The sequence below is a fragment of the Streptosporangium sp. NPDC005286 genome, from assembly GCF_040607515.1.
GTDB lineage: Bacteria > Actinomycetota > Actinomycetes > Streptosporangiales > Streptosporangiaceae > Streptosporangium.
In genome coordinates this window covers 40,343-57,674 of sequence record NZ_JBEXGU010000048.1, presented here as the reverse complement: position 1 = coordinate 57,674, position 17,332 = coordinate 40,343, and the positions used below count along the sequence as shown (strand labels likewise).

Annotated in this window: 16 protein-coding genes and 1 pseudogene; 8 read left to right on the top strand and 9 right to left on the bottom strand. The window is 69.3% G+C overall.

Annotated elements, in window-relative coordinates; genetic code table 11:
- The 7 genes and pseudogenes from ABZU75_RS19630 to ABZU75_RS19600 all read right to left on the bottom strand — a co-directional run.
- Positions 1 to 624, bottom strand: a pseudogene (locus tag ABZU75_RS19630) (glycosyl transferase); the annotation flags it as partial.
- Positions 625 to 652: 28 nt separating this feature from the next.
- Positions 653 to 1,648: an NAD-dependent epimerase/dehydratase gene (locus ABZU75_RS19625; protein ID WP_355555849.1), complete on the bottom strand. Its 996-nt coding sequence runs from the start codon at positions 1,646 to 1,648 to the stop codon at positions 653 to 655.
- 66 nt (positions 1,649 to 1,714) lie between these two features.
- Positions 1,715 to 2,287, bottom strand: a complete 573-nt coding sequence (locus tag ABZU75_RS19620) for a GNAT family N-acetyltransferase (protein WP_355555847.1) — start codon at positions 2,285 to 2,287, stop codon at positions 1,715 to 1,717.
- Positions 2,288 to 2,310: 23 nt separating this feature from the next.
- A complete protein-coding gene (locus ABZU75_RS19615; RefSeq protein WP_355555845.1) occupies positions 2,311 to 3,297 on the bottom strand; it encodes an aldo/keto reductase in 987 nt (328 codons plus the stop codon).
- Between the two features lie 34 nt (positions 3,298 to 3,331).
- A complete protein-coding gene (locus tag ABZU75_RS19610) occupies positions 3,332 to 4,981 on the bottom strand; it encodes a PH domain-containing protein (RefSeq protein ID WP_355555843.1) in 1,650 nt (549 codons plus the stop codon).
- The gene (locus tag ABZU75_RS19605) at positions 4,978 to 5,508 is read right to left on the bottom strand and encodes a PH domain-containing protein (protein WP_355555841.1); all 531 of its coding nucleotides are present in this window, start codon (positions 5,506 to 5,508) and stop codon (positions 4,978 to 4,980) included. The genes ABZU75_RS19610 and ABZU75_RS19605 overlap by 4 nt, the downstream gene beginning before the upstream one ends.
- 189 nt (positions 5,509 to 5,697) lie before the next feature.
- Positions 5,698 to 6,030 carry a hypothetical protein gene (locus ABZU75_RS19600; protein WP_355555839.1) on the bottom strand — a complete coding sequence of 111 codons (333 nt, stop codon included), beginning with the start codon at positions 6,028 to 6,030 and terminating at the stop codon, positions 5,698 to 5,700.
- A 410-nt stretch (positions 6,031 to 6,440) separates the two neighbouring features.
- Here ABZU75_RS19600 and ABZU75_RS19595 point away from each other — a divergent pair, with 410 nt between their 5' ends.
- The 5 genes from ABZU75_RS19595 (at position 6,441) to ABZU75_RS19575 (ending at position 11,371) form a co-directional block, all read left to right on the top strand.
- Positions 6,441 to 6,971 carry a hypothetical protein gene (locus ABZU75_RS19595; protein WP_355555837.1) on the top strand — a complete coding sequence of 177 codons (531 nt, stop codon included), beginning with the start codon at positions 6,441 to 6,443 and terminating at the stop codon, positions 6,969 to 6,971.
- Positions 6,972 to 7,038: 67 nt separating this feature from the next.
- The gene (locus ABZU75_RS19590; RefSeq protein WP_350961424.1) at positions 7,039 to 8,148 is read left to right on the top strand and encodes a DegT/DnrJ/EryC1/StrS family aminotransferase; all 1,110 of its coding nucleotides are present in this window, start codon (positions 7,039 to 7,041) and stop codon (positions 8,146 to 8,148) included.
- A gap of 34 nt (positions 8,149 to 8,182) precedes the next feature.
- Positions 8,183 to 9,592 carry an NDP-hexose 2,3-dehydratase family protein gene (locus tag ABZU75_RS19585; RefSeq protein ID WP_355555834.1) on the top strand — a complete coding sequence of 470 codons (1,410 nt, stop codon included), beginning with the start codon at positions 8,183 to 8,185 and terminating at the stop codon, positions 9,590 to 9,592.
- Positions 9,593 to 9,687: 95 nt separating this feature from the next.
- Positions 9,688 to 10,311 (top strand): dTDP-4-dehydrorhamnose 3,5-epimerase, encoded by a 624-nt coding sequence (gene rfbC, locus ABZU75_RS19580; protein ID WP_355555832.1) that lies wholly within the window; start codon positions 9,688 to 9,690, stop codon positions 10,309 to 10,311.
- 67 nt (positions 10,312 to 10,378) lie between these two features.
- Positions 10,379 to 11,371: a Gfo/Idh/MocA family oxidoreductase gene (locus ABZU75_RS19575; RefSeq protein ID WP_355555830.1), complete on the top strand. Its 993-nt coding sequence runs from the start codon at positions 10,379 to 10,381 to the stop codon at positions 11,369 to 11,371.
- 51 nt (positions 11,372 to 11,422) lie between these two features.
- On the opposite strand, the gene ABZU75_RS19570 is transcribed toward ABZU75_RS19575, so the two are convergent.
- Together ABZU75_RS19570 and ABZU75_RS19565 are read right to left on the bottom strand one after the other, a co-directional pair.
- Entirely contained in the window at positions 11,423 to 12,988 is a 1,566-nt protein-coding gene (locus ABZU75_RS19570) for a glycosyltransferase family 39 protein (RefSeq protein WP_355555828.1), read from the bottom strand.
- 42 nt (positions 12,989 to 13,030) lie between these two features.
- Entirely contained in the window at positions 13,031 to 14,536 is a 1,506-nt protein-coding gene (locus ABZU75_RS19565; RefSeq protein ID WP_355555826.1) for a 4-hydroxyphenylacetate 3-hydroxylase N-terminal domain-containing protein, read from the bottom strand.
- Between the two features lie 487 nt (positions 14,537 to 15,023).
- On the opposite strand from ABZU75_RS19565, the gene sbnA reads away from it, so the two are divergent.
- From sbnA to ABZU75_RS19550, 3 genes are read left to right on the top strand one after another with little or no spacing between them, the layout of a single operon-like run.
- Positions 15,024 to 16,076, top strand: coding sequence for a 2,3-diaminopropionate biosynthesis protein SbnA (gene sbnA / locus ABZU75_RS19560; RefSeq protein ID WP_355555824.1), 1,053 nt, complete (start codon positions 15,024 to 15,026; stop codon positions 16,074 to 16,076).
- Positions 16,070 to 17,098: a 2,3-diaminopropionate biosynthesis protein SbnB gene (gene sbnB / locus ABZU75_RS19555; protein ID WP_355555822.1), complete on the top strand. Its 1,029-nt coding sequence runs from the start codon at positions 16,070 to 16,072 to the stop codon at positions 17,096 to 17,098. Before sbnA ends, sbnB begins: the two co-directional genes overlap by 7 nt.
- Before the next feature lie 8 nt (positions 17,099 to 17,106).
- Positions 17,107 to 17,310, top strand: coding sequence for an MbtH family NRPS accessory protein (locus ABZU75_RS19550; protein WP_326645853.1), 204 nt, complete (start codon positions 17,107 to 17,109; stop codon positions 17,308 to 17,310).
- Positions 17,311 to 17,332: the final 22 nt, after the last annotated feature.

The following is a 17,332-nucleotide window of genomic DNA, read 5'->3' as shown; positions in this document are numbered from 1 at the left end:
GGTGAAGTTCCCGGTGAGCATGTCCTCGGTGAAGTCGAAGCCGTACTTGCGGCCGTAGCCGGCCAGCCAGTCGGCGAGCGGGTCGGCACGGTCCTTGGGCGGCTGCCGCTCGTTGAGCCGCCGGTAGAGCCGGTGGACGCCGCCGTAGACGTCGATGCCGAACAGCAGCCGGGTATGCGCCGCCCCGCAGGCCTTGGCGGCGATCGCTCCGGCGAAGGTCAGCGGTGCCCAGACGACCAGGTCGGGCTGCCAGTGCCGGGCGAAGTCCACCAGTTCCTTGATGATCGGGAAGTTGCTCACCCGGTGCCACCCCTGTGTCGCCTTGAGCATCCCCGGCTTGAGGTACTCCAAGGTGGCCTTCGCGGGGTCGTCGAAGGCGTCGTACGGTGCCATGATGCCGGCGCGGAGGGCATCCAGCCTGTCCTGCCTGTTCTCCGTGATCCGCCACGGGTTGCGGTCGTCGCCCAGCGGCACGGCCGTCAGCCCGGCCTGGGTGATCACCTTGGCGAAGGAGGGCTGGCCGGCCACGCGCACCTCGTGGCCCGCCGTGCGCAGCGCCCAGGCCAGCGGCACGAGGTACTGGAAAATGCTCTTCTCTCGGTTCACGGCGAACAGGACTCGCACCGAACTTTCCCTCCTCGGGTTGCGACGGTCAGGTGGGCTCGTGGGCGATGGCGGCTGCCGCGCCCTCCAGCCCGTCCAGCAGTGACACGCGGGGTGCCCAGCCGGTGGCCCTCTGGAACATGGCCGGATCGGCGACGAAATCCATCGTGTCCGTGGGCATGGAGTGCTCCGCCGGCGAGACCGGGACGACCGGGACCGGAGGCCGCCCCGACTGAGTGGCGACGACCTTCGCGATCATCGTGAACAGGTCGGCGACACTGGTCGCCTGGCCCGTGCCGATCAGCCAGTGCCGGCCGGAGACCACGTCGGCCTGGTCCAGCGCGGCGACGAACGCGGTGGCCGCGTCGTCGACACAGAGCAGGTCGCGCTTGGGGGCGCCGCCGTTCCACATCGTCAGTGGCTGCTCGGTGAACGCCCGGCGCATCATGACCGAGACCACGCCCCGGTCCAGTGCGATCGGATCCGTACCCCGGCTGTAGAGGGTCGCCAGTCGCAACGTGCTCCCCCGGATCAGCCCCTCGGCGTCGGCCGCCCTGATCGCGCGCTCGGCGTCCAGCTTGTGCTGGTCGTAGGCGGTCAGCGGCTCGTCCGGTTCGCTGCCGTCGAACCGGGCCGACGAGGAACGCCCTCCCTGCGACACCGATCCGGCGAACAGCACCACCGGCGGCCGCGCCGGGCGCCGCGTCCGGACCGCGTCGATGAGATCGTGGACCAGGCCCAGGTTGACCCGTTCCGCGGTGGGGTCGACCGCGGCGGCCCGCCACGTGCTCGCGTTGCCCATGTGCGCGACCAGGTGGATCACCGCGTCGGCGCCGTCGACCGCGGAGGCGAGGGCGCCGCCGTGGGTCAGGTCGGCGATGCGCACCTCGACATCGGCGCGCGGTTCGGACGGAACGGAGGTGGGGCGGCGCCCGACCAGCCGGAGCCGGACCGGCCTGGCCGCCAGCTCGCGGGCGACGGCCGTGCCCAGCAGGCCCGAGGCGCCGAGTACGGTGATCAGCGGTTTCGCGGCCGTGGTTGCCATGTGTTCTCCTTCACGTTGCCGGAGCGGATGAGCCGCGACGGGGACGGCGCGACGTCCAGCGGGCCGTCAGGACACCTCAAGGGGCCGGGGCGGCGCGGCCCGCCAGCTCAGCGGCGAGGGAAGCACGCCGGTGGCGTTCCGGTCGATGTACTCCTCCCAGTTCGGACGCTCGATCTCGAAGTTGTGCAGGTCCCACAGGCGTCCGCGGAAGTACATGTGATCGTGCAGAGCGCCGATCTCCCTGTCGCCCCCGGTGATCCCGAAGGAGGTGAAGCTGGCCTCGGTGGTCTGCCCGATCACCCGGTCGATGTTCAGTGTGGCGAAGGCATAGTTGATCATCAGCAGGATGGCCTCGGAGCCCACGCCCAGCCGGGCCCGCTGGGGGTCCAGGTAGACGGCGCACCTGACATGCCCGGCCGGGTCCAGCGCGTGCAGGCCGGCGAAGCCCAGACGCTCGTTGGTGGCGGTTGTGGAGACGTGGAACGCGGCGTGGGCGCGCATCGTTCCCCGGGCCGGCCGTACCGCCGGGCGGACGCTCTCCACCCCGGTACGTACGAATACCTGGGCGAAGCCGGCCTGGTCGGTACCGCTCGCGGGATGGAGCACGACGCGGCGTGACGCCGTATGCGGAAAGATCAACTTTTTGGGTCCTGTCATCTGGGTCAGCTCCGATGCGTCGGCGAGCCGGTGGAACGGAACTGGTCCCAGCTCATCTCGCCCACCGCCGACGGGAGGTTGTGGATGTCGCGCAGATCCTCGGGAGTGAGGAGCAGATCGACCGCGGCCGCGTTGTCCCCGAGCCAGTGCCGTCGCCTCGTTCCCGGGATGGGGACGACGTTGCCGCCCTGGGCCATCGTCCAGGCGATCGCCACCTGCGCCGAGGTGACTTCGTGCCGGGCGCCTATCGAGCGCAGGCCCTCGACGATCGCCTGGTTGACGCTCATCGCATCAGGGCTGAAGCGCGGGTCCCGGCTGCGGGAGTCGTCCGCGCCCAGGGCGGTGTGGTCGACGTGGCCGGACAGGTACCCGCGGCCCAGCGGAGCAAAGGCGAGGAACCCCACGCCGTTCTTCTGACTCCACGGCAGGACGTCGTCGAGGGTGCCCGTGGACCATACCGACAGCTCGTACTGGACCGCGGTGATCGGGAACACCGAGTGGACCAACTCCAGCTCCTCGCAGGTGGCATGGGAGATGCCGAGCGCCCGGACCTTGCCCTCGGTGACCAGCTCGCCCAGCGCTCCCCAGGTCTCGACGAGCGGGACGGCCGGGTCGACCCGGTGCAGCTGGTACAACCCGATGGAGTCGGTCCCGAGCCGGCGGAGCGATCCCTCACAGGCGGTCCGCAGGTACTCGGGCCGGCCGTTGCGACGGAACTTGCCGTCCGGCCCGACCACCAGGCCGCACTTGGTGGCGATCGTCACGTCGTCCCGGTGCGATCCGAGCGCGCGCCCGAGCAGTTGTTCGTTGGTGTACGGCCCGTAGACGTCCGCGGTGTCGAAGATGTCGATGCCGTAGTCGATGGCCCGGTGGATGACCCGGACGGACTCCTCGTCATCCCGGTCGGCCGGTCCGTAGCCGTGTGACATCGAGCTACAGCCGAGGCCGATCGCGCTCACGGAAAAGTCATCCGTGAGGTTGGTCTGGCGCATTTCTACCTCCTGTCCACCAGGTAGGTGAGCGGGGTCAGCTGGACGGGTTGTCGTTGACCAGGAATTCGGACACCAGTTCCGGGGTCCCGCCGTGCGCGAACGTCACGGCCTGGTCCGCGGCGACGTCCGGTATCTCGTACGAGCGAGCCCCGGCCGCGGTCGACACCCGGATGGTCATCAGCCCCAGCGCGCGCTGCAGAAGCGACTGGCTGAACGTCCAGCCGATCACTCCCCGGCACTGCAGCACGACCGTGTTGCGCCGCACCACCCCGGATCGCATCACCAGGTAAGGCCCGGCCAGCGTGTGCCCCAGTGACCGGTACGCCACGAACGCCAAAAGGCAGGTCACCGGCATCAGCGCGACGAGGACCAGCCAGATCCGGCCGGGGACGGCGCCGGTCGCCCCCAGCCAGGCCAGCAGGCCGGCGACGATCCCCGGCATGTAGACGGCCCAGATCAGCCGGCGGTACAGCGCGGCGCGCGGGTGGGCGCGGAGTGCCGCCTCCAGCGGCCGGTGCTCGTCTCCGAGGACCAGGATCGCCACCCGGCGCGCCTCGCCGATGTGCGCGCGCGGCAGGATGCTGCTGGACGCGTCGCTCCCGGGGATCCACCGCAGCCCGGTCGAGATGACCTCTGTCTCGGCCAGTCCCATCCATCGGGAGAGCAGCGGTTCGCTGATGTGAACCCCGCGCAGGCGCCTGTCGTCGCGGTATACCTCGCGGGTCCCGAACAGCCCCTGCCGGGTGAGCAGCGCCGTGCCGCCGTCATCGGTCGTGGTGCGGACCAGCTCGAAGTTCCACTTCTCCTTGAAGAAGGTGATCGTCAGGCCGACGGTGCCCACGACGAAGCAGCCCGTGGCCCCGACGGCGATCGACCAGCCCAGGCCGAGGTCCGCCCAGCCGGCCAGGTTACCGATGATCTCCCAGAGGTCGACGTCGAACATCTGCAGCGTCAGGCTGGCACTCAACAGGAACAGCCCCGCGGCCAGGAAGGACCAGATACTGATCACGTTGTACGGGATCCAGGACCAGCTGAGCCGCGCGATGACGGTCTCCTGGGGCGCCGGGCGGTCGTTCTCGGGAGTCACGTCCTCGCGGGGATCCGTGCTCCCTCGATCGCGCAGCAGCTCGTCGCGGAGCTCCTCGGCCGCCTTCTTGGGGATGGCGTCGAGTTTGAAAGAGGTGCGTGCCTCGCCGGAGGCGATGTGCAGCACGCGGAGCCCGGCGATCCGGTGCCGGAACTTCGCGGTGGTGTCCACCGTGCGGATCCGGTCCCTGGGGACGGAGCGGTACTTGCGGACCAGCACCCCTCGGCGGATCTCGACCCGGTCGGTGGTCAGCCGGTACCTGGTGGTCAGCCAGCGCCGCAGGTTCAGGATGCTGACCGTGGTGCCGACCACGGTGATGATGAGGACCGGCCAGGCGTCGAAACCCCGGTCGAAGACGAACATGGTGAGAAAGCTGGGGATCAGGCTGAGCACGAATCTCAGCCCGTCGACCCACGCCACCCGGCTGCTCAGCCGTTGCCAGCCCACCCCGTCGTCGACCACCTCGACGGCCTCGGCCGCCGCCTTCGTGGCCGGCGGCGACGGGTCGGCGGGCGGCGGTGAGTCAGCGGGCGGTGGCGGATCGGCGGGCGGCGGGTCCGTCCGGAGCGGTTCGTCCGCCGACCGGGTGGTGCTCACGTGGCATCTCCCGGAGTGGCCTGGGTGATCTCGGTGAGCCGGCGCGAGCACTCCTCGGCCACCTCCGCGTCCAGCCCGTCGATGGTGATCCCGCCCTCCCTGGAGGCGGTGGTCACCTTGAGCGTGGCCAGGCCCAGCACGTTCTGCAGCGGACCCCTTCTGGTCTCCACGGACTGGATGCGCGAGATGGGGGTGATCCGCCACTCACGGGTGATCCAGCCGTTGAGCGCGTAGACGGCCTGGTCGTTGATCTCCCAGCGGTGCACCAGATAACGCCAGGTCGGCATGACCGCCACGTTCACCGCGTAAATCGCCGAGAAAATCCAGATCACCGGGCCCAGCCACGGCCGGGTATCCGGAACCAGCGCGTACAGCACACTGAGAGCGCCGACGACGAATATTCCCCAGATCAGCGCGTTGAGCGTCCACATAAGGATCGACCGCCGCTCGATCCGATGCCTCGGGGGGTGCAACCTGAGTGGTTCCCGGGCCGGTTCGGGAGAGATCACGTGCAATGTGTCGGGCATATCATCATCCTGGGTCAATGGTACTCCGGGCGCAATGAACGGCCTGCCGGTAAAAGTGGCCCCAGTGGCATTCCACGGATTATTCTGCGCCCGTTTTCCCAGGCGCATTGTTTGGTCGGCCGACACCCGGGATTCCGGTACTGCCGCCACTGCGCTGTCTCGCTGGCGGGACAGCGCACGGGCCGGCGGCTAAACCGGCGACGCCTGCTCCCGGGGTGCCTCCGTGGCTCCCTGCTGCTTCTCCTGATCGTCCTCCACGGTGAACTTGACGATGAACTCCGCGAGGTCGCGGAACGTCTCGCCCTGGAAGCCCTCGAACCGCTCCAGCAGTTTGAGCTGTGTGGTGTTCTCCAGCTCCAGCAGGATCTGGACCATCGAGAACGAGTCGAGGTCGTGCAGCGACTCCGGCTGCGGCACATCGGGCTGCTCGGCGCAGATCATTTCGGCGATACCCCGGACCATGCGCTCCACATCGTCGACCAGGGTGAGGTCGACATCGGTGGCCAGGTCATTGTCTGACATATCTTTCGTCCTTTCGTGCGGTCGCGGCGATGTCCACGCGAGGTCCGAATCGACAAAACTTGGAAGTGCTTTCGCGGACCCGCTCCTAAACGAGGCTTTGTCGGCGGACGCCTAAACGCCGACGACAGTAGTCACGGCCTCATGGTGGGGGCAATAGCGTTGACCCCGATCACCGTTCTTGTCCGGCTACCTGAAATAACCGGCGGGGTGCCGGTGATCGTGCCGATGTGATAGATCTGGTGAACACCCGAAGGATTTCCGGCCGATGTACTGATTCGGTGTGTGTCCACCTGTCCCGCCGGCGGGACAGGTGATGATCCGTGCGCGTTTCCCGAAGAATCTGTGCCATTGGCGCGTGAATGCCATTTCATGTCGCCGGAGCTCGGCTCCGAAACGAGGATGACCAAGAAATGTTGTTTCCTTACACCGAGTCCAGGCAGATCGAGCTGCGGCCCACGGGCGTCAAGGACGCCGCCAAGGTCTACGACATCCTGTTCCGACTGGGGCACAGCGGTCTGCCGGTGATCGACAGGTTCGTCGACACCTTCGGCCAGGGGTTGTCCGCCTGTTTCCTGGTGCACCGCAAGGACACCGGGGAGGTCGTCGGGTTCAGCACGCTGTCCGAACTCGCCCCGGCGGGCCACCTCAAGGCCGACGTCCACCTGGCCGGCCAGCCGGACGAGATCCGGACGGACGCGGCCGCGCTCACGGTCAACTTCGCCTTCGCGATGTGGCGCACGCGCAAGGTCTACTTCCACGCCACCGATCCCGGCATCGAGAGCCTGGGGTTCGCCGAGCCGCACGCGCTGATGGTCGAGGCGGAGGCGGTCCTGCCCAGGCACACGTACTTCCACGGCCAGGTCCTGGACGTCCACGTCTTCGCGATCTACCGCGAGGCCTGGGACGTGCACGGAGTGGACCTGCTCAAGCACATCGTCTGAAACCCGTCGTCCGAGCCCGCGGCCAGTTGCTGGACGGGCCCTCGCGCATTGGAGGTGACGTGCCCCGATGACCCTTTTCGTGTGGGGTTATTTGCCGGAGTACGAGAAGGAACGTGACGACATCCTCGACGCGGTCGACACGGTGTTCCGTTCGGGACGGCTGGTGCTCGGGCCGAGCGTACAGGCGTTCGAGGAGGAGTTCGCCGCCTACCACGGCGTCCCGCACTGTGTGGGCGTCGACAACGGCACCAACGCGATCGTGCTCGGCCTGCGCGCCCTCGGCGTCGGCGCCGGTGACGAGGTGATCACCGTCTCGAACACGGCCGCCCCGACGGTCGTCGCGATCGACGCGGTCGGCGCGACGCCGGTGTTCGCCGACATCGACCCCGACACCTACCTGATGAACGTCGAGCAGGTGGCCGCCCTCGTCACCGACCGCACGCGATGCATCGTGGCGGTCCACCTGTACGGGCAGTGCGTCGACATGGCGCCGCTGGAGGCGATCGCCGCCGAGCACAACCTGCCGATCCTGGAGGACTGCGCGCAGGCGCACGGCGCCCGCCACCACGGCCGGATCGCCGGCTCGATGGGGCAGGTCGCGGCGTTCTCCTTCTACCCCACCAAGGTGCTGGGCGCCTACGGCGACGGCGGCGCCACCATGACCCGGGACGCGGAGGTGGACGCGAACCTGCGCCGCCTGCGCTACTACGGGATGGAGAGCCAGTACTACGTTGTCTCCACGCCCGGATACAACAGCCGGCTGGACGAGGTGCAGGCCGAGATCCTGCGCCGCAAGCTGACCCGGCTCGACGACTACATCGCCAGGCGGCGGGTGATCGCGGCCCGCTACGCGGAGGCCTTCGCCGGCACCGACCTGGTGACCCCGAAGACCGCTCCCGGCAACGACCACGTGTACTACGTCCACGTGGTGCGTCACCCGAAGCGGGACAGGATCCTTGAGGCGCTCAAGGCGCACGGCATCGTGTTGAACATCAGCTACCCGTGGCCGGTGCACACCCAGTCGGGCTTCGCACACCTCGGCTACCGGAAGGGCTCCCTGCCGGTCACCGAGACGGTGGCCGACGAGATCTTCTCCCTGCCCATGTACGCCTCGCTCTCCGACATCGACCAGGAACGGGTCATCGACACGCTCCGCGACGTCCTGGCGAAGGTCTGAAGAAAACCGCACCGAGGACGGGAAGGGACCCATCATGACGCGACTCGCGGCTTCGCGCGCGCAGACCGGGGAGGCGGCCGGCGCGCCGACGCGCCGGATCTCGGCGGCCGACGACGGGGCGCTCATGTCCACCGAGGAGTTCCACGACTGGTGGGCCGACCGGCACCGCAGCGGTCGCTTCATGGTGGAGCGGATCCCCTTCTCCCGGCTGGACGACTGGAACTTCGAGCCGGACACCGGCAACCTGGCGCACGCCAGCGGGCGCTTCTTCACCATCGAGGGCCTGCAGGTCCGCGACGGCGGCCGGGAGACGTGGTCGCAGCCGATCATCAACCAGCCGGAGATCGGGATTCTCGGCATCGTGGTGAAGGAGTTCGACGGCGTCCTGCACTGCCTGATGCAGGCGAAGATGGAACCGGGCAACATCAACACGCTGCAACTGTCACCGACCGTCCAGGCGACCCGGAGCAACTACACCCAGGTGCACCGCGGCGCCGGCACCAGGTACCTGGAGTGCTTCGTCGGACCGGCCCGAGGCCAGGTGCTGGTGGACGTCCTGCAGTCGGAGCAGGGGGCCTGGTTCTGGCGCAAGCGCAACCGCAACATGGTGGTGCTCATGACCGGCGACGTGCCGGTGCACGAGGACTACCGCTGGCTCACCCTGGCCCAGATCCGCGAGCTCATCCAGGTCGACAACCTGGTCAACATGGACGCCCGCACGGTCCTGTCCTGCCTGCCGGTCGAGCTGCCGGACGAGGAGGACGCGTCGACCGGAGACCCGTTCAGGGACGCGCTCATCCGCTCCTACCGGTACCGGCCGGACGATGCCGGCGTCGGCGAGGTGCTGAGCTGGTTCACCGAGACGAAGACCCGGTGCGACTGGACGGCCCGCCTGGTGCCGCTGGCGAAGGTCGGCGGCTGGGAGCGGACCGACGACGAGATCACCGACGGCGAGGGCCGGCACTTCCGGATCATCGCGGCCGAGGTGGAGGCCGGGACCAGGGAGGTCAAGCGGTGGACCCAGCCGCTGCTGTTCCCCCGCGGGGAGGGGCGCGCGATGTTCGTCGCGCGACCCATCGACGGGGTGCTGCACCTGCTGGTCCAGGCCAGACCGGAGTTCGGCCTGATGGACATGGTGGAGATGGCGCCGACCGTGCAGCTGCTGCCGGGGGCGGGGGTCACGGAGATCGAGGACCTCCTGCTGCGTGACGCCCTGGCCAACGCGACCATGCGCTACGACGCGGTGCTCTCCGAGGAGGGCGGGCGCTTCTACCAGGCCCTGACCCGCTACCAGATCGCCGAGGTCGGTGAGGACTTCTCCCTCGACCTGCCGGCGAACTTCCGCTGGATGACCGTCCGCCAGCTCACAGACCTGCTGCGGCACGGCCACTACCTCAACATCGAGGCCCGCAGCCTGCTCACCTGCATGCACAGCCTGTACTGATCGTGGGCTACCGTGCGGGCCGGGCCGCGTAGCTATCGGAAGGCCGGCGAGCCGATCGCCGGCCGTGACGTTCTCACTCAGGAGTGTGGTGGCGGATGTTCGACTCGATGATGGTGACCGAGCTGTCGGTGCCGGACGCCTACCGGTTGACGCCGACCAAGTACGACGACCGGCGCGGATACTTCTACGAGGCGTTCCGCTCCGAGGTGATCTCCGATGCGATCGGCTACCCCTTCACCGTCGGCCAGGCCAACTACTCGTCGAGCCGCCGCAACACGCTGCGCGGCATCCACGGCACCGCGCTCCCGCCGGGTCAGGCCAAACTGGTCACCTGCGTGCGCGGCGCGGTGCTGGACGTCGTGGTGGACCTGAGGGTCGGCTCGCCGACGTATGGGAAGTACGAGACGACGCTGCAGGACGAGAAGTCCGGCATCGCGGTCTATCTCGCCGACGGTCTCGGGCACGCCTTCCTGGCGCTGACCGACGACGCCTGCATGAACTACCTGTGCTCGGAGGCGTACGAACCGGGCACGATGCTCGAGATCGATCCACGGGACCCTGAGATCGGTATCCCGTGGGATCTCACCGAGCCGCCGATCATGTCGGACAAGGACGCGGGCGCGCCCACCCTGGCCGAGGCGGCGGCCAAGGGGCTGCTCCCCACCTACGAGGATTGCCTGGCGCACTACGCGGCGCTGAAGGCCGGTCCGCAGCGCTGAACCGGGATGCCGCGGTGGGTTCGCGCGATCGCCTTCTGTCCGTCCTATGCCGAGTGGAGTCGCACCAATGATCAGTGTCAGCACCGACCGGCTTCGCATGGGAGTCATGGGATGCGCGGACATCGCCTGGCGGCGGACCCTTCCCGCGATGGTGGCCGACGCGGACGTGCAGGTCACCGCGGTTGCCAGCCGTGACCTGCGGAAGGCGACCGCGTTCACCGACCGGTTCGGCGGTGTCCCGCTCAAGGGGTACGAGTCGATGCTGGACCGTCCGGACGTCGACGCCGTCTACATCCCGCTGCCGGCGCTGTTGCACGCGGAGTGGATCGAGCGGACGCTCGAATCCGGCAAGCACGTCCTGGTCGAGAAGCCGATGACCGACAACCAGGCGGAGACGAGCAGGCTCCTGGCGCTGGCCCGCTCGCGCGGGCTGGTGCTGCTGGAGAACTACATGTTCCTGCACCACTCCCAGCACGCCGCGGTACGCAAGCTGGTCGCCGACGGCGCGATCGGCGAGCTGCGCGGCTTCGCCGCCGCCTTCACCATCCCTCCCAAACCAGAGGGCGACATCCGCTACCAGCGTGACGTCGGCGGCGGCGCCTTCCTGGATTTCGGCGGCTACCCGGTCCGCGCGGCGGTGCACTTCCTCGGCGGAGATCTTCAGGTCATCGGCGCCGTCTTCCGGCACGACCAGAAGCAGGACGTGGTGATGTCCGGGAGCGTCCTGCTCTGCACGCCGCAGGGCGTCCCCGCGCAGCTCACCTTCGGCATGGAGCACTCCTACCGGAACGACTACCAGCTCTCGGGCAGCACCGGCCGGATCCTGCTGGACCGGGTGTTCACCCCGCCGGAGACGCACCTGCCGGTGCTGCGCGTCGAGCGCCAGGACCATCGCGAGGAACTGATCCTGCCGGCCGACCACCAGTTCGCGAACGTGATCGGCGCCTTCGTGCGCTCGGTGCTGCACGGCGGCGACGTCCGGCCGCAGCAGGAGGGAAGCCTGCAGCAGGCGGCCCTGATCGAGCGGATCCGGCAGGTGGCGCTGCACTTCGAGGTCTGACGGGTATGCGCGTGAGGGCGGGCCGGTGCCCGCCCTCACGCATGTGGTCCTTCAGGAGCCCGGTCTGGCCCGCCGGGCGGCGTCCTCCCGCTTCAACAGCGGCCAGATCCGCGACCAGGCCGCGGTACGGCCCTCGCAGAACCAGATCGGAGTGCCGATCCCGAGGCCGATCCTGCCCTCGACGGTGCCCACCTGCCGGACGCCGGAGAACATCGACCGCAGCTCGTCGTCCATCCCGCCGACGTAGAGGACCGGGCCCGGCTCCTCCGGCGGGGTCGCCAGGTAGCCGTACCCGCGGTGCCCGCTGTACGGGTGCGGCAGCCCCTGCCCGGTGCCCAGCACCTCCAGGGCGCCCGCCTGCCAGAAGTACCGGGTGAGGATCGTGGTCCGGTCCCGGGTGGCCGGTGGCAGCGCGTTGTAGGCCAGGGTGACCGAGTTCGCGAGCTCGGGCCAGCCGAGCTGGAGGAAGGCCTCCAGCATGTCCGACCGTTCCTGCGGGGTGGTCGGCTGCCTGAGCTCCGCGGCCGGGGTGATCGGCAGCTGCACCAGCGGCAGCAGCGCCGCCAGCACGAAGACCGGCCGGCTGACGGTCCAGCGCCACCAGCGGGCCGGCCGGTGCCGCTCCATCCGTACCGCCGCCGCCGCGAAGGCGAGGGGGAACACCCCGCCGACGTAGGTGAAGCGGCCGCCGGCCGCGAGCAGGACGGCGATCACGCCGAGCACGGTCCACCCGAGAAAGCGGTGGTCACGCAGGTCGGGGCAGCGCAGCAGCGCCCACAGGCCGTAGCAGAACAGCACCGTCCCGACCGGGATGCCGGTGACCAGCAGCAGCAGCGGCAGGAACATCGGTCGGCCGCCCCAGAGCATCTCGTTCTCTCCGGTCAGCGCGGCGGCCACCTGGAGCTGCGGCCATCCGTGGACGGTCTGCCAGACCAGCCCGGGCACCGTGGCGACCACCGCGATCGCGGCCCCCGCCCACAGCGCCGGCCGCCGCAGCAGGTCGCGCGGGCCGACCGCGAGCACGCTCACCGCCAGAGCCGCCCAGAAGACCGGGATGAGGAACTTGACCTGCAACGCCACGGCCGTGACGACGCCGGCCCACAGCAGCGGCAGGTCGGCGCTCCGGCCGGTCCTGCCCTCGCCGCGCAGCCGGACCCAGCGGACCACCAGCAGGCCGGCCGTCATCCACAGCACGACGTCGAAGGTCTCGGTGTCGAGCCTGCCCGCCTGGCCGAGGAACGCGATCGCGTAGGCGGCGGCCGCCATGACCTGCGCCCGCCCCCGGCCGCCCATCTCCCGCGCGATCTGCGCGGTGACCACGACACCGGCCGCGACCACGAGCAGGTCCAGCAGCCGGAGCGCGAGCAGCGAACCGGGGAACAGGGCGTCGGTCAGCGCGGCCAGCAGCGGCACGAGCGGCGGCTGGTCGGCGTATCCCCAGGCCGGCTGCCGACCGGCCGCGATGAAGTAGAGCTCGTCGATGTTGTAGCCGTAACCGTCGATGAGCAGCGCCACCGGCACGACGACGGCCGCGACGATCAGCGACAGCGGTTTCCACGCGAGCGGGTGGTACTCCCGGCGGGGCCGGGCCAACGGCTCAAGCGCGATGATGGCCAATGCTGGTTCCTTCGGTGTGGGCGATATCTCCGTGGGGCGGTGTCAACGCGCGTGGCCGGGCAGGCCCTCGGGGCCGATCAGGTCGGGACGGGTCCACCCGTCGAGGTCGTACTCGGCCATGCACTGCTCGGCGAAGCCCTTCAGCGCCTGGGCCTGCCCGCTCGCCGTGTAGGACTGCAGCGTCTGCACCCGGATGCCCTCGTGGTCGCCGGCGTAGGAGCGCTCGTAGAGTTCGTGGCGTCCGGCGAACTCGGTGCCGACGCAGTCCCAGAGCAGCTTGAGCAGCTTGACCCGGTCGATGGCCTGGATGCCCCGCGAGCCGCGCAGGTAGCGGTCCAGGTAGGGACGCACGTCGGGGTTCTTCCAGTCGGCGGCGTGCGAGTTCAGGTAGATCAGGCCGCTGCCGAGGGTCTGCTGGAGGATCTCCTTGATGCGGGGATAGCCGACGCCCATGAACGTGCGGTACGCCATGGCGTAGTTGAGGTTCGGCTGCACGGCGTCGCCGTGCCACGAGGTCGGCGACTTGGCCATCGCGTCGGACAGCCCCCAGAACAGGTCGCGCCAGTTGAGGATCTCGCCGATCTGGGCCTGCACGCCGCGGAACGTCGAGACGCCGGTCGCCTCCACGCCCTTCATCGCGCAGCCCGCGATGAAGTCCAGCTTGACGGCCAGCCGCGCGCAGCCGTGGAAGGTGAAGCGCTCCTGGACACCGGATCCGGCGGCGAAGGAGTTGGCCGCGCCGGCGTCGTACATGAAAACGTTCTCCCAGGGCACGTGCACCCGGTCGAACACCATGATGCTGTCGTTCTCGTCCATCCGGCTGGACAGCGGGTAGTCGAAGGGGCTGCCCTGCGCCGCCGCCGCCTGCTCGTAGGAGGTGCGGCAGATGAACTTCAGGCCGGGGGAGTTCGTCGGCACCGTGAAGACCAGGCCGAACTTCTTGTCCCTGAGCGGGAGGCCGAAGTGGGCGATGAAGTTCGCGTTGGTGATCGCGGACCCGGTCGCGACGACCTTCGCGCCGGACACGATCAGGCCGGAGTCGGTCTCCTCCTCGACGTGGACGCACACGTCCGCGGTCCGGTCGGCCGGCCGGTCCCGGTCGACCGGAGGATGCGCGATCGCGTGGTTGAAGTAGAGCAGCCGCTCCTGCGCCTCCCTGTACCAGCGCAGCGCGTTGTCCTGGAACGGGCGGTAGAAGTCCGCGTTGGCCTCCAGGGTGCCGAAGAAGCCGGCCTTGTAGTCCGGGGTGCGGCCCATCCAGCCGTAGACGAGCCGTTGCCAGGCGACGATCGCGTCCCGGGAGGCGACCAGATCGGCCGCGGAACGGGCCGTTTTGAAGTACGGATGGGTGAATCCGCCGTTTCCCGTGTCGGTCGGCACACGCAATACATCCGCGGCCTCCGGTTCGTGTAGCGCGTCGTACAGCCGGGCGATGGAACGCGCGCTGTTACGGAAGGCCGGGTGAGTGGTAACGTCCGGCACGCGCTCGCCCCCGATATATACCTCGCGGCCGTCGCGCAACGACTCCAGGTATTCCTCACCGGTCATCGGCCGAACATTATTCAGCGGGCCCGCCGGAGCGGGCAAAATGGTGGTCATCTCGGCATTCTCCTTCGCGTGCGGGGGGTCGGAGCGGCCATGGCGTGCTCCCCGGCGGTCCGCGTCGCCCAGCTGTCCCGCCGGCGGGACAGCTCCCGGTCATCGTCTAATAGCGACATTAATGCGCCGGGCGGCCCGTTCATTCGGTGAATACGGTGCGATAATTCGGCGGTGTCGAGACTTATCATGCACGGCTGGAGTTTTTGCGGCAATGACCATTTCCGCGGCCTGCGCTATTGACCCTGTCGAGGCGCCCTGGTTATGGTCGGGCCACGTTTTGGGGCCCGCTGATGTGGACAGCCATTCGAGGTGGCCCGGTAAATATGTTCGGCGGGTTCTGGCGGGTGCTGCCGGAAACCCATGAGAATGAAGCCATCCGGAAAGGTGCCAATGTCTCGCGGAGCATATCTTCTGAATTGCCTGACGGAGCGGAACGGTGAGCGCAGGATATGAGGCCATCGACTGTGCGCCCCCCGGCCGGACGACTACGGCGGTGAACGCGCGGGTCGGTGACGGCGTCCTCTCCGCGGTCGGTGCGACCCCCCTGGTGCGGCTGACGCGCCTCTTCGGGGAGTCCCAGGTCCGGTTCCACGCCAAGCTGGAGTCGTTGAACCCGGGCGGCAGCATGAAGGACCGGTCCGCCATGGGCATGGTGCTGGGGGCGATCGAGCGCGGCGAGCTCATCCCGAACCAGTCGACGGTCGTCGAGTCGAGCTCGGGCAACCTCGGCATCGGGCTCGCGCAGGTGTGCCGCTGGTTCGGCCTCCGGTTCATCTGCGTGGCGGATCCGAAGATGACCGCCCAGAACCTCGCGATCCTGGCCGCGTACGGGGCGGAGCTGGACATCGTGCGCGAGCCCGACAACGAGGTGGGCGACTTCCTGTCCGCCAGGATCCGGCGCGTCCGCGAGCTCGTCCACGACATTCCCCACGCGTTCTGGCCCAACCAGTACGCCAACCCGCTCAACGCCCGCGCCCAGGAAACGATCATGCAGGAGGTCGTCCGGCAGCTCGACGGGAACGTCGACTACCTCTTCGTGGCCACCGGAACCTGCGGCACCATTCACGGGTGCGCCAGGTTCGTCGCGGACCACGGGCTGGGCACGCACATCGTCGCCGTCGACGCGGAGGGCAGCGCCATCTTCGGCGAGCCGTCCTGCCAGCGACTCATCCCGGGACACGGCGCGGCGATTCGCTCGGAGCTGTACTACGACGGCATCGCCCACTCCGTGGCCCGGATGACCGACCAGGACTGCGTGGTCGGCTGCCGGCGGCTGGTCGGTGTCGAGGCGATCCTGGGCGGTGGTTCCTCGGGCGCCGTGGTGAGCGCGGTCGCGCAGCGGCTCGCGGAGATCCCGGCCGGAGCCAACTGCGTCCTGCTGCTGCCCGACCGGGGCGAGCGGTACCTGGACACCATCTACTCCGACGTCTGGGTGGAGGAGAGGTTCGGCGACATCGCCCACCTCTGGAAGGAGCAAACGGCATGCTGATCCTCCGTAGAAGCGACGTGCTGGCGGTGCTGGACGACGCCGAGGACGCCGTCTGCCGGACCGTCAGGGACGCCTACCTGGCCCATTCGCGGCGGGAGACCTCGGTACCGCACTCGGTCTTCCTGCGTTTCCCCGGCAACACGCGCGACCGGATCATCGCGCTGCCCGCCTACGTCGGGGGCGAGCGCCCGGTCGCGGCGGTCAAGTGGGTGGCGTCGTTCCCCGGGAACCTGGCCCTCGGGCTGGAGCGGGCGTCGGCCGCGATCCTGCTCAACTCCGTCACGGACGGCCGGCCGGTGGCGCTGCTGGAGGGAGCGGTCATCTCGGCCAGGCGCACCGCGGCCGGCGCGGCCGTGGCCGCGGCCATGCTCACCGCCGACGCTCCCGCCGGCGTCCGGAGCGGGGTCGCGCTGATCGGCTGCGGGGTCATCAACTTCGAGATCCTCCGCTTCCTGCGGTCACAGCTCCCCGAGCTGGCGACGGTCACGGTGTTCGACCTCGACCCCGAGCGCGCCCGGGAGTTCGCGTCCCGGGTGCCCGGCCTGAAGGTCGAGATCGCCGGTGACGTCGAGGAGGCGCTGGCCGCGCACCGGATCGTCTCCCTCGCCACCACCGCCGGCGAGCCGCACCTGAGCACGGACTCCTGCCTGCCGGGCACCGTCGTGCTGCACGTGTCGCTGCGCGACCTGACCCCCGAGTCGATCCTGGCGGCCAGGAACGTGGTCGACGACACCGACCACGTCTGCCGCGAGGCGACCTCGCTCGACCTGGCCGCGCGGCTGGCCGGGAACCGGGGATTCGTCACCGCCGAGATCGGCGACCTGCTGGCCCCGGGCACCGCGCTGCCCTATGACGCCGGAGCCGTGACGGTGTTCTCGCCTTTCGGGCTCGGCGCCCTCGACGCCGCCCTCGCCGCCCACGTCATGGACGAGGCCGCGGCGCGGGGGCTCGGGATCCACCTTCCCGACTTCTCCACGGACCCGGAGCCGGGTCCGGGAGAAGCGGAACAACGCGACCGTTGAGGAGAGAGATGTCCGCGGACGAGAAGTACCTGGTCGTGGTCAACCACGAGGAGCAGTACTCGGTCTGGTTCGCCGACCGTGCGCTGCCCGCCGGTTGGCGGGCCGAGGGCGCCTCCGGGACCCGGCAGGAGTGCCTGGACCACATCGAGCGGGTCTGGACCGACATGCGCCCGCTCAGCCTGCGGCTGCGCATGGCCGACGAGGCTCGCTGACGATCCGCCGAGCCATCCCGAG

Coding starts and splice junctions, on each gene's coding strand:
- ABZU75_RS19625 (WP_355555849.1), bottom strand. CDS start 1,648: ATGGCAACCACGGCCGCGAAACCGCTGATCACCGTACTCGGCGCCTCG.
- rfbC (WP_355555832.1), top strand. CDS start 9,688: ATGTTCGACTCGATGATGGTGACCGAGCTGTCGGTGCCGGACGCCTAC.
- ABZU75_RS19575 (WP_355555830.1), top strand. CDS start 10,379: ATGATCAGTGTCAGCACCGACCGGCTTCGCATGGGAGTCATGGGATGC.
- ABZU75_RS19585 (WP_355555834.1), top strand. CDS start 8,183: ATGACGCGACTCGCGGCTTCGCGCGCGCAGACCGGGGAGGCGGCCGGC.
- ABZU75_RS19595 (WP_355555837.1), top strand. CDS start 6,441: ATGTTGTTTCCTTACACCGAGTCCAGGCAGATCGAGCTGCGGCCCACG.
- ABZU75_RS19590 (WP_350961424.1), top strand. CDS start 7,039: ATGACCCTTTTCGTGTGGGGTTATTTGCCGGAGTACGAGAAGGAACGT.
- ABZU75_RS19550 (WP_326645853.1), top strand. CDS start 17,107: ATGTCCGCGGACGAGAAGTACCTGGTCGTGGTCAACCACGAGGAGCAG.
- sbnB (WP_355555822.1), top strand. CDS start 16,070: ATGCTGATCCTCCGTAGAAGCGACGTGCTGGCGGTGCTGGACGACGCC.
- ABZU75_RS19605 (WP_355555841.1), bottom strand. CDS start 5,508: ATGCCCGACACATTGCACGTGATCTCTCCCGAACCGGCCCGGGAACCA.
- ABZU75_RS19565 (WP_355555826.1), bottom strand. CDS start 14,536: ATGACCGGTGAGGAATACCTGGAGTCGTTGCGCGACGGCCGCGAGGTA.
- ABZU75_RS19615 (WP_355555845.1), bottom strand. CDS start 3,297: ATGCGCCAGACCAACCTCACGGATGACTTTTCCGTGAGCGCGATCGGC.
- ABZU75_RS19600 (WP_355555839.1), bottom strand. CDS start 6,030: ATGTCAGACAATGACCTGGCCACCGATGTCGACCTCACCCTGGTCGAC.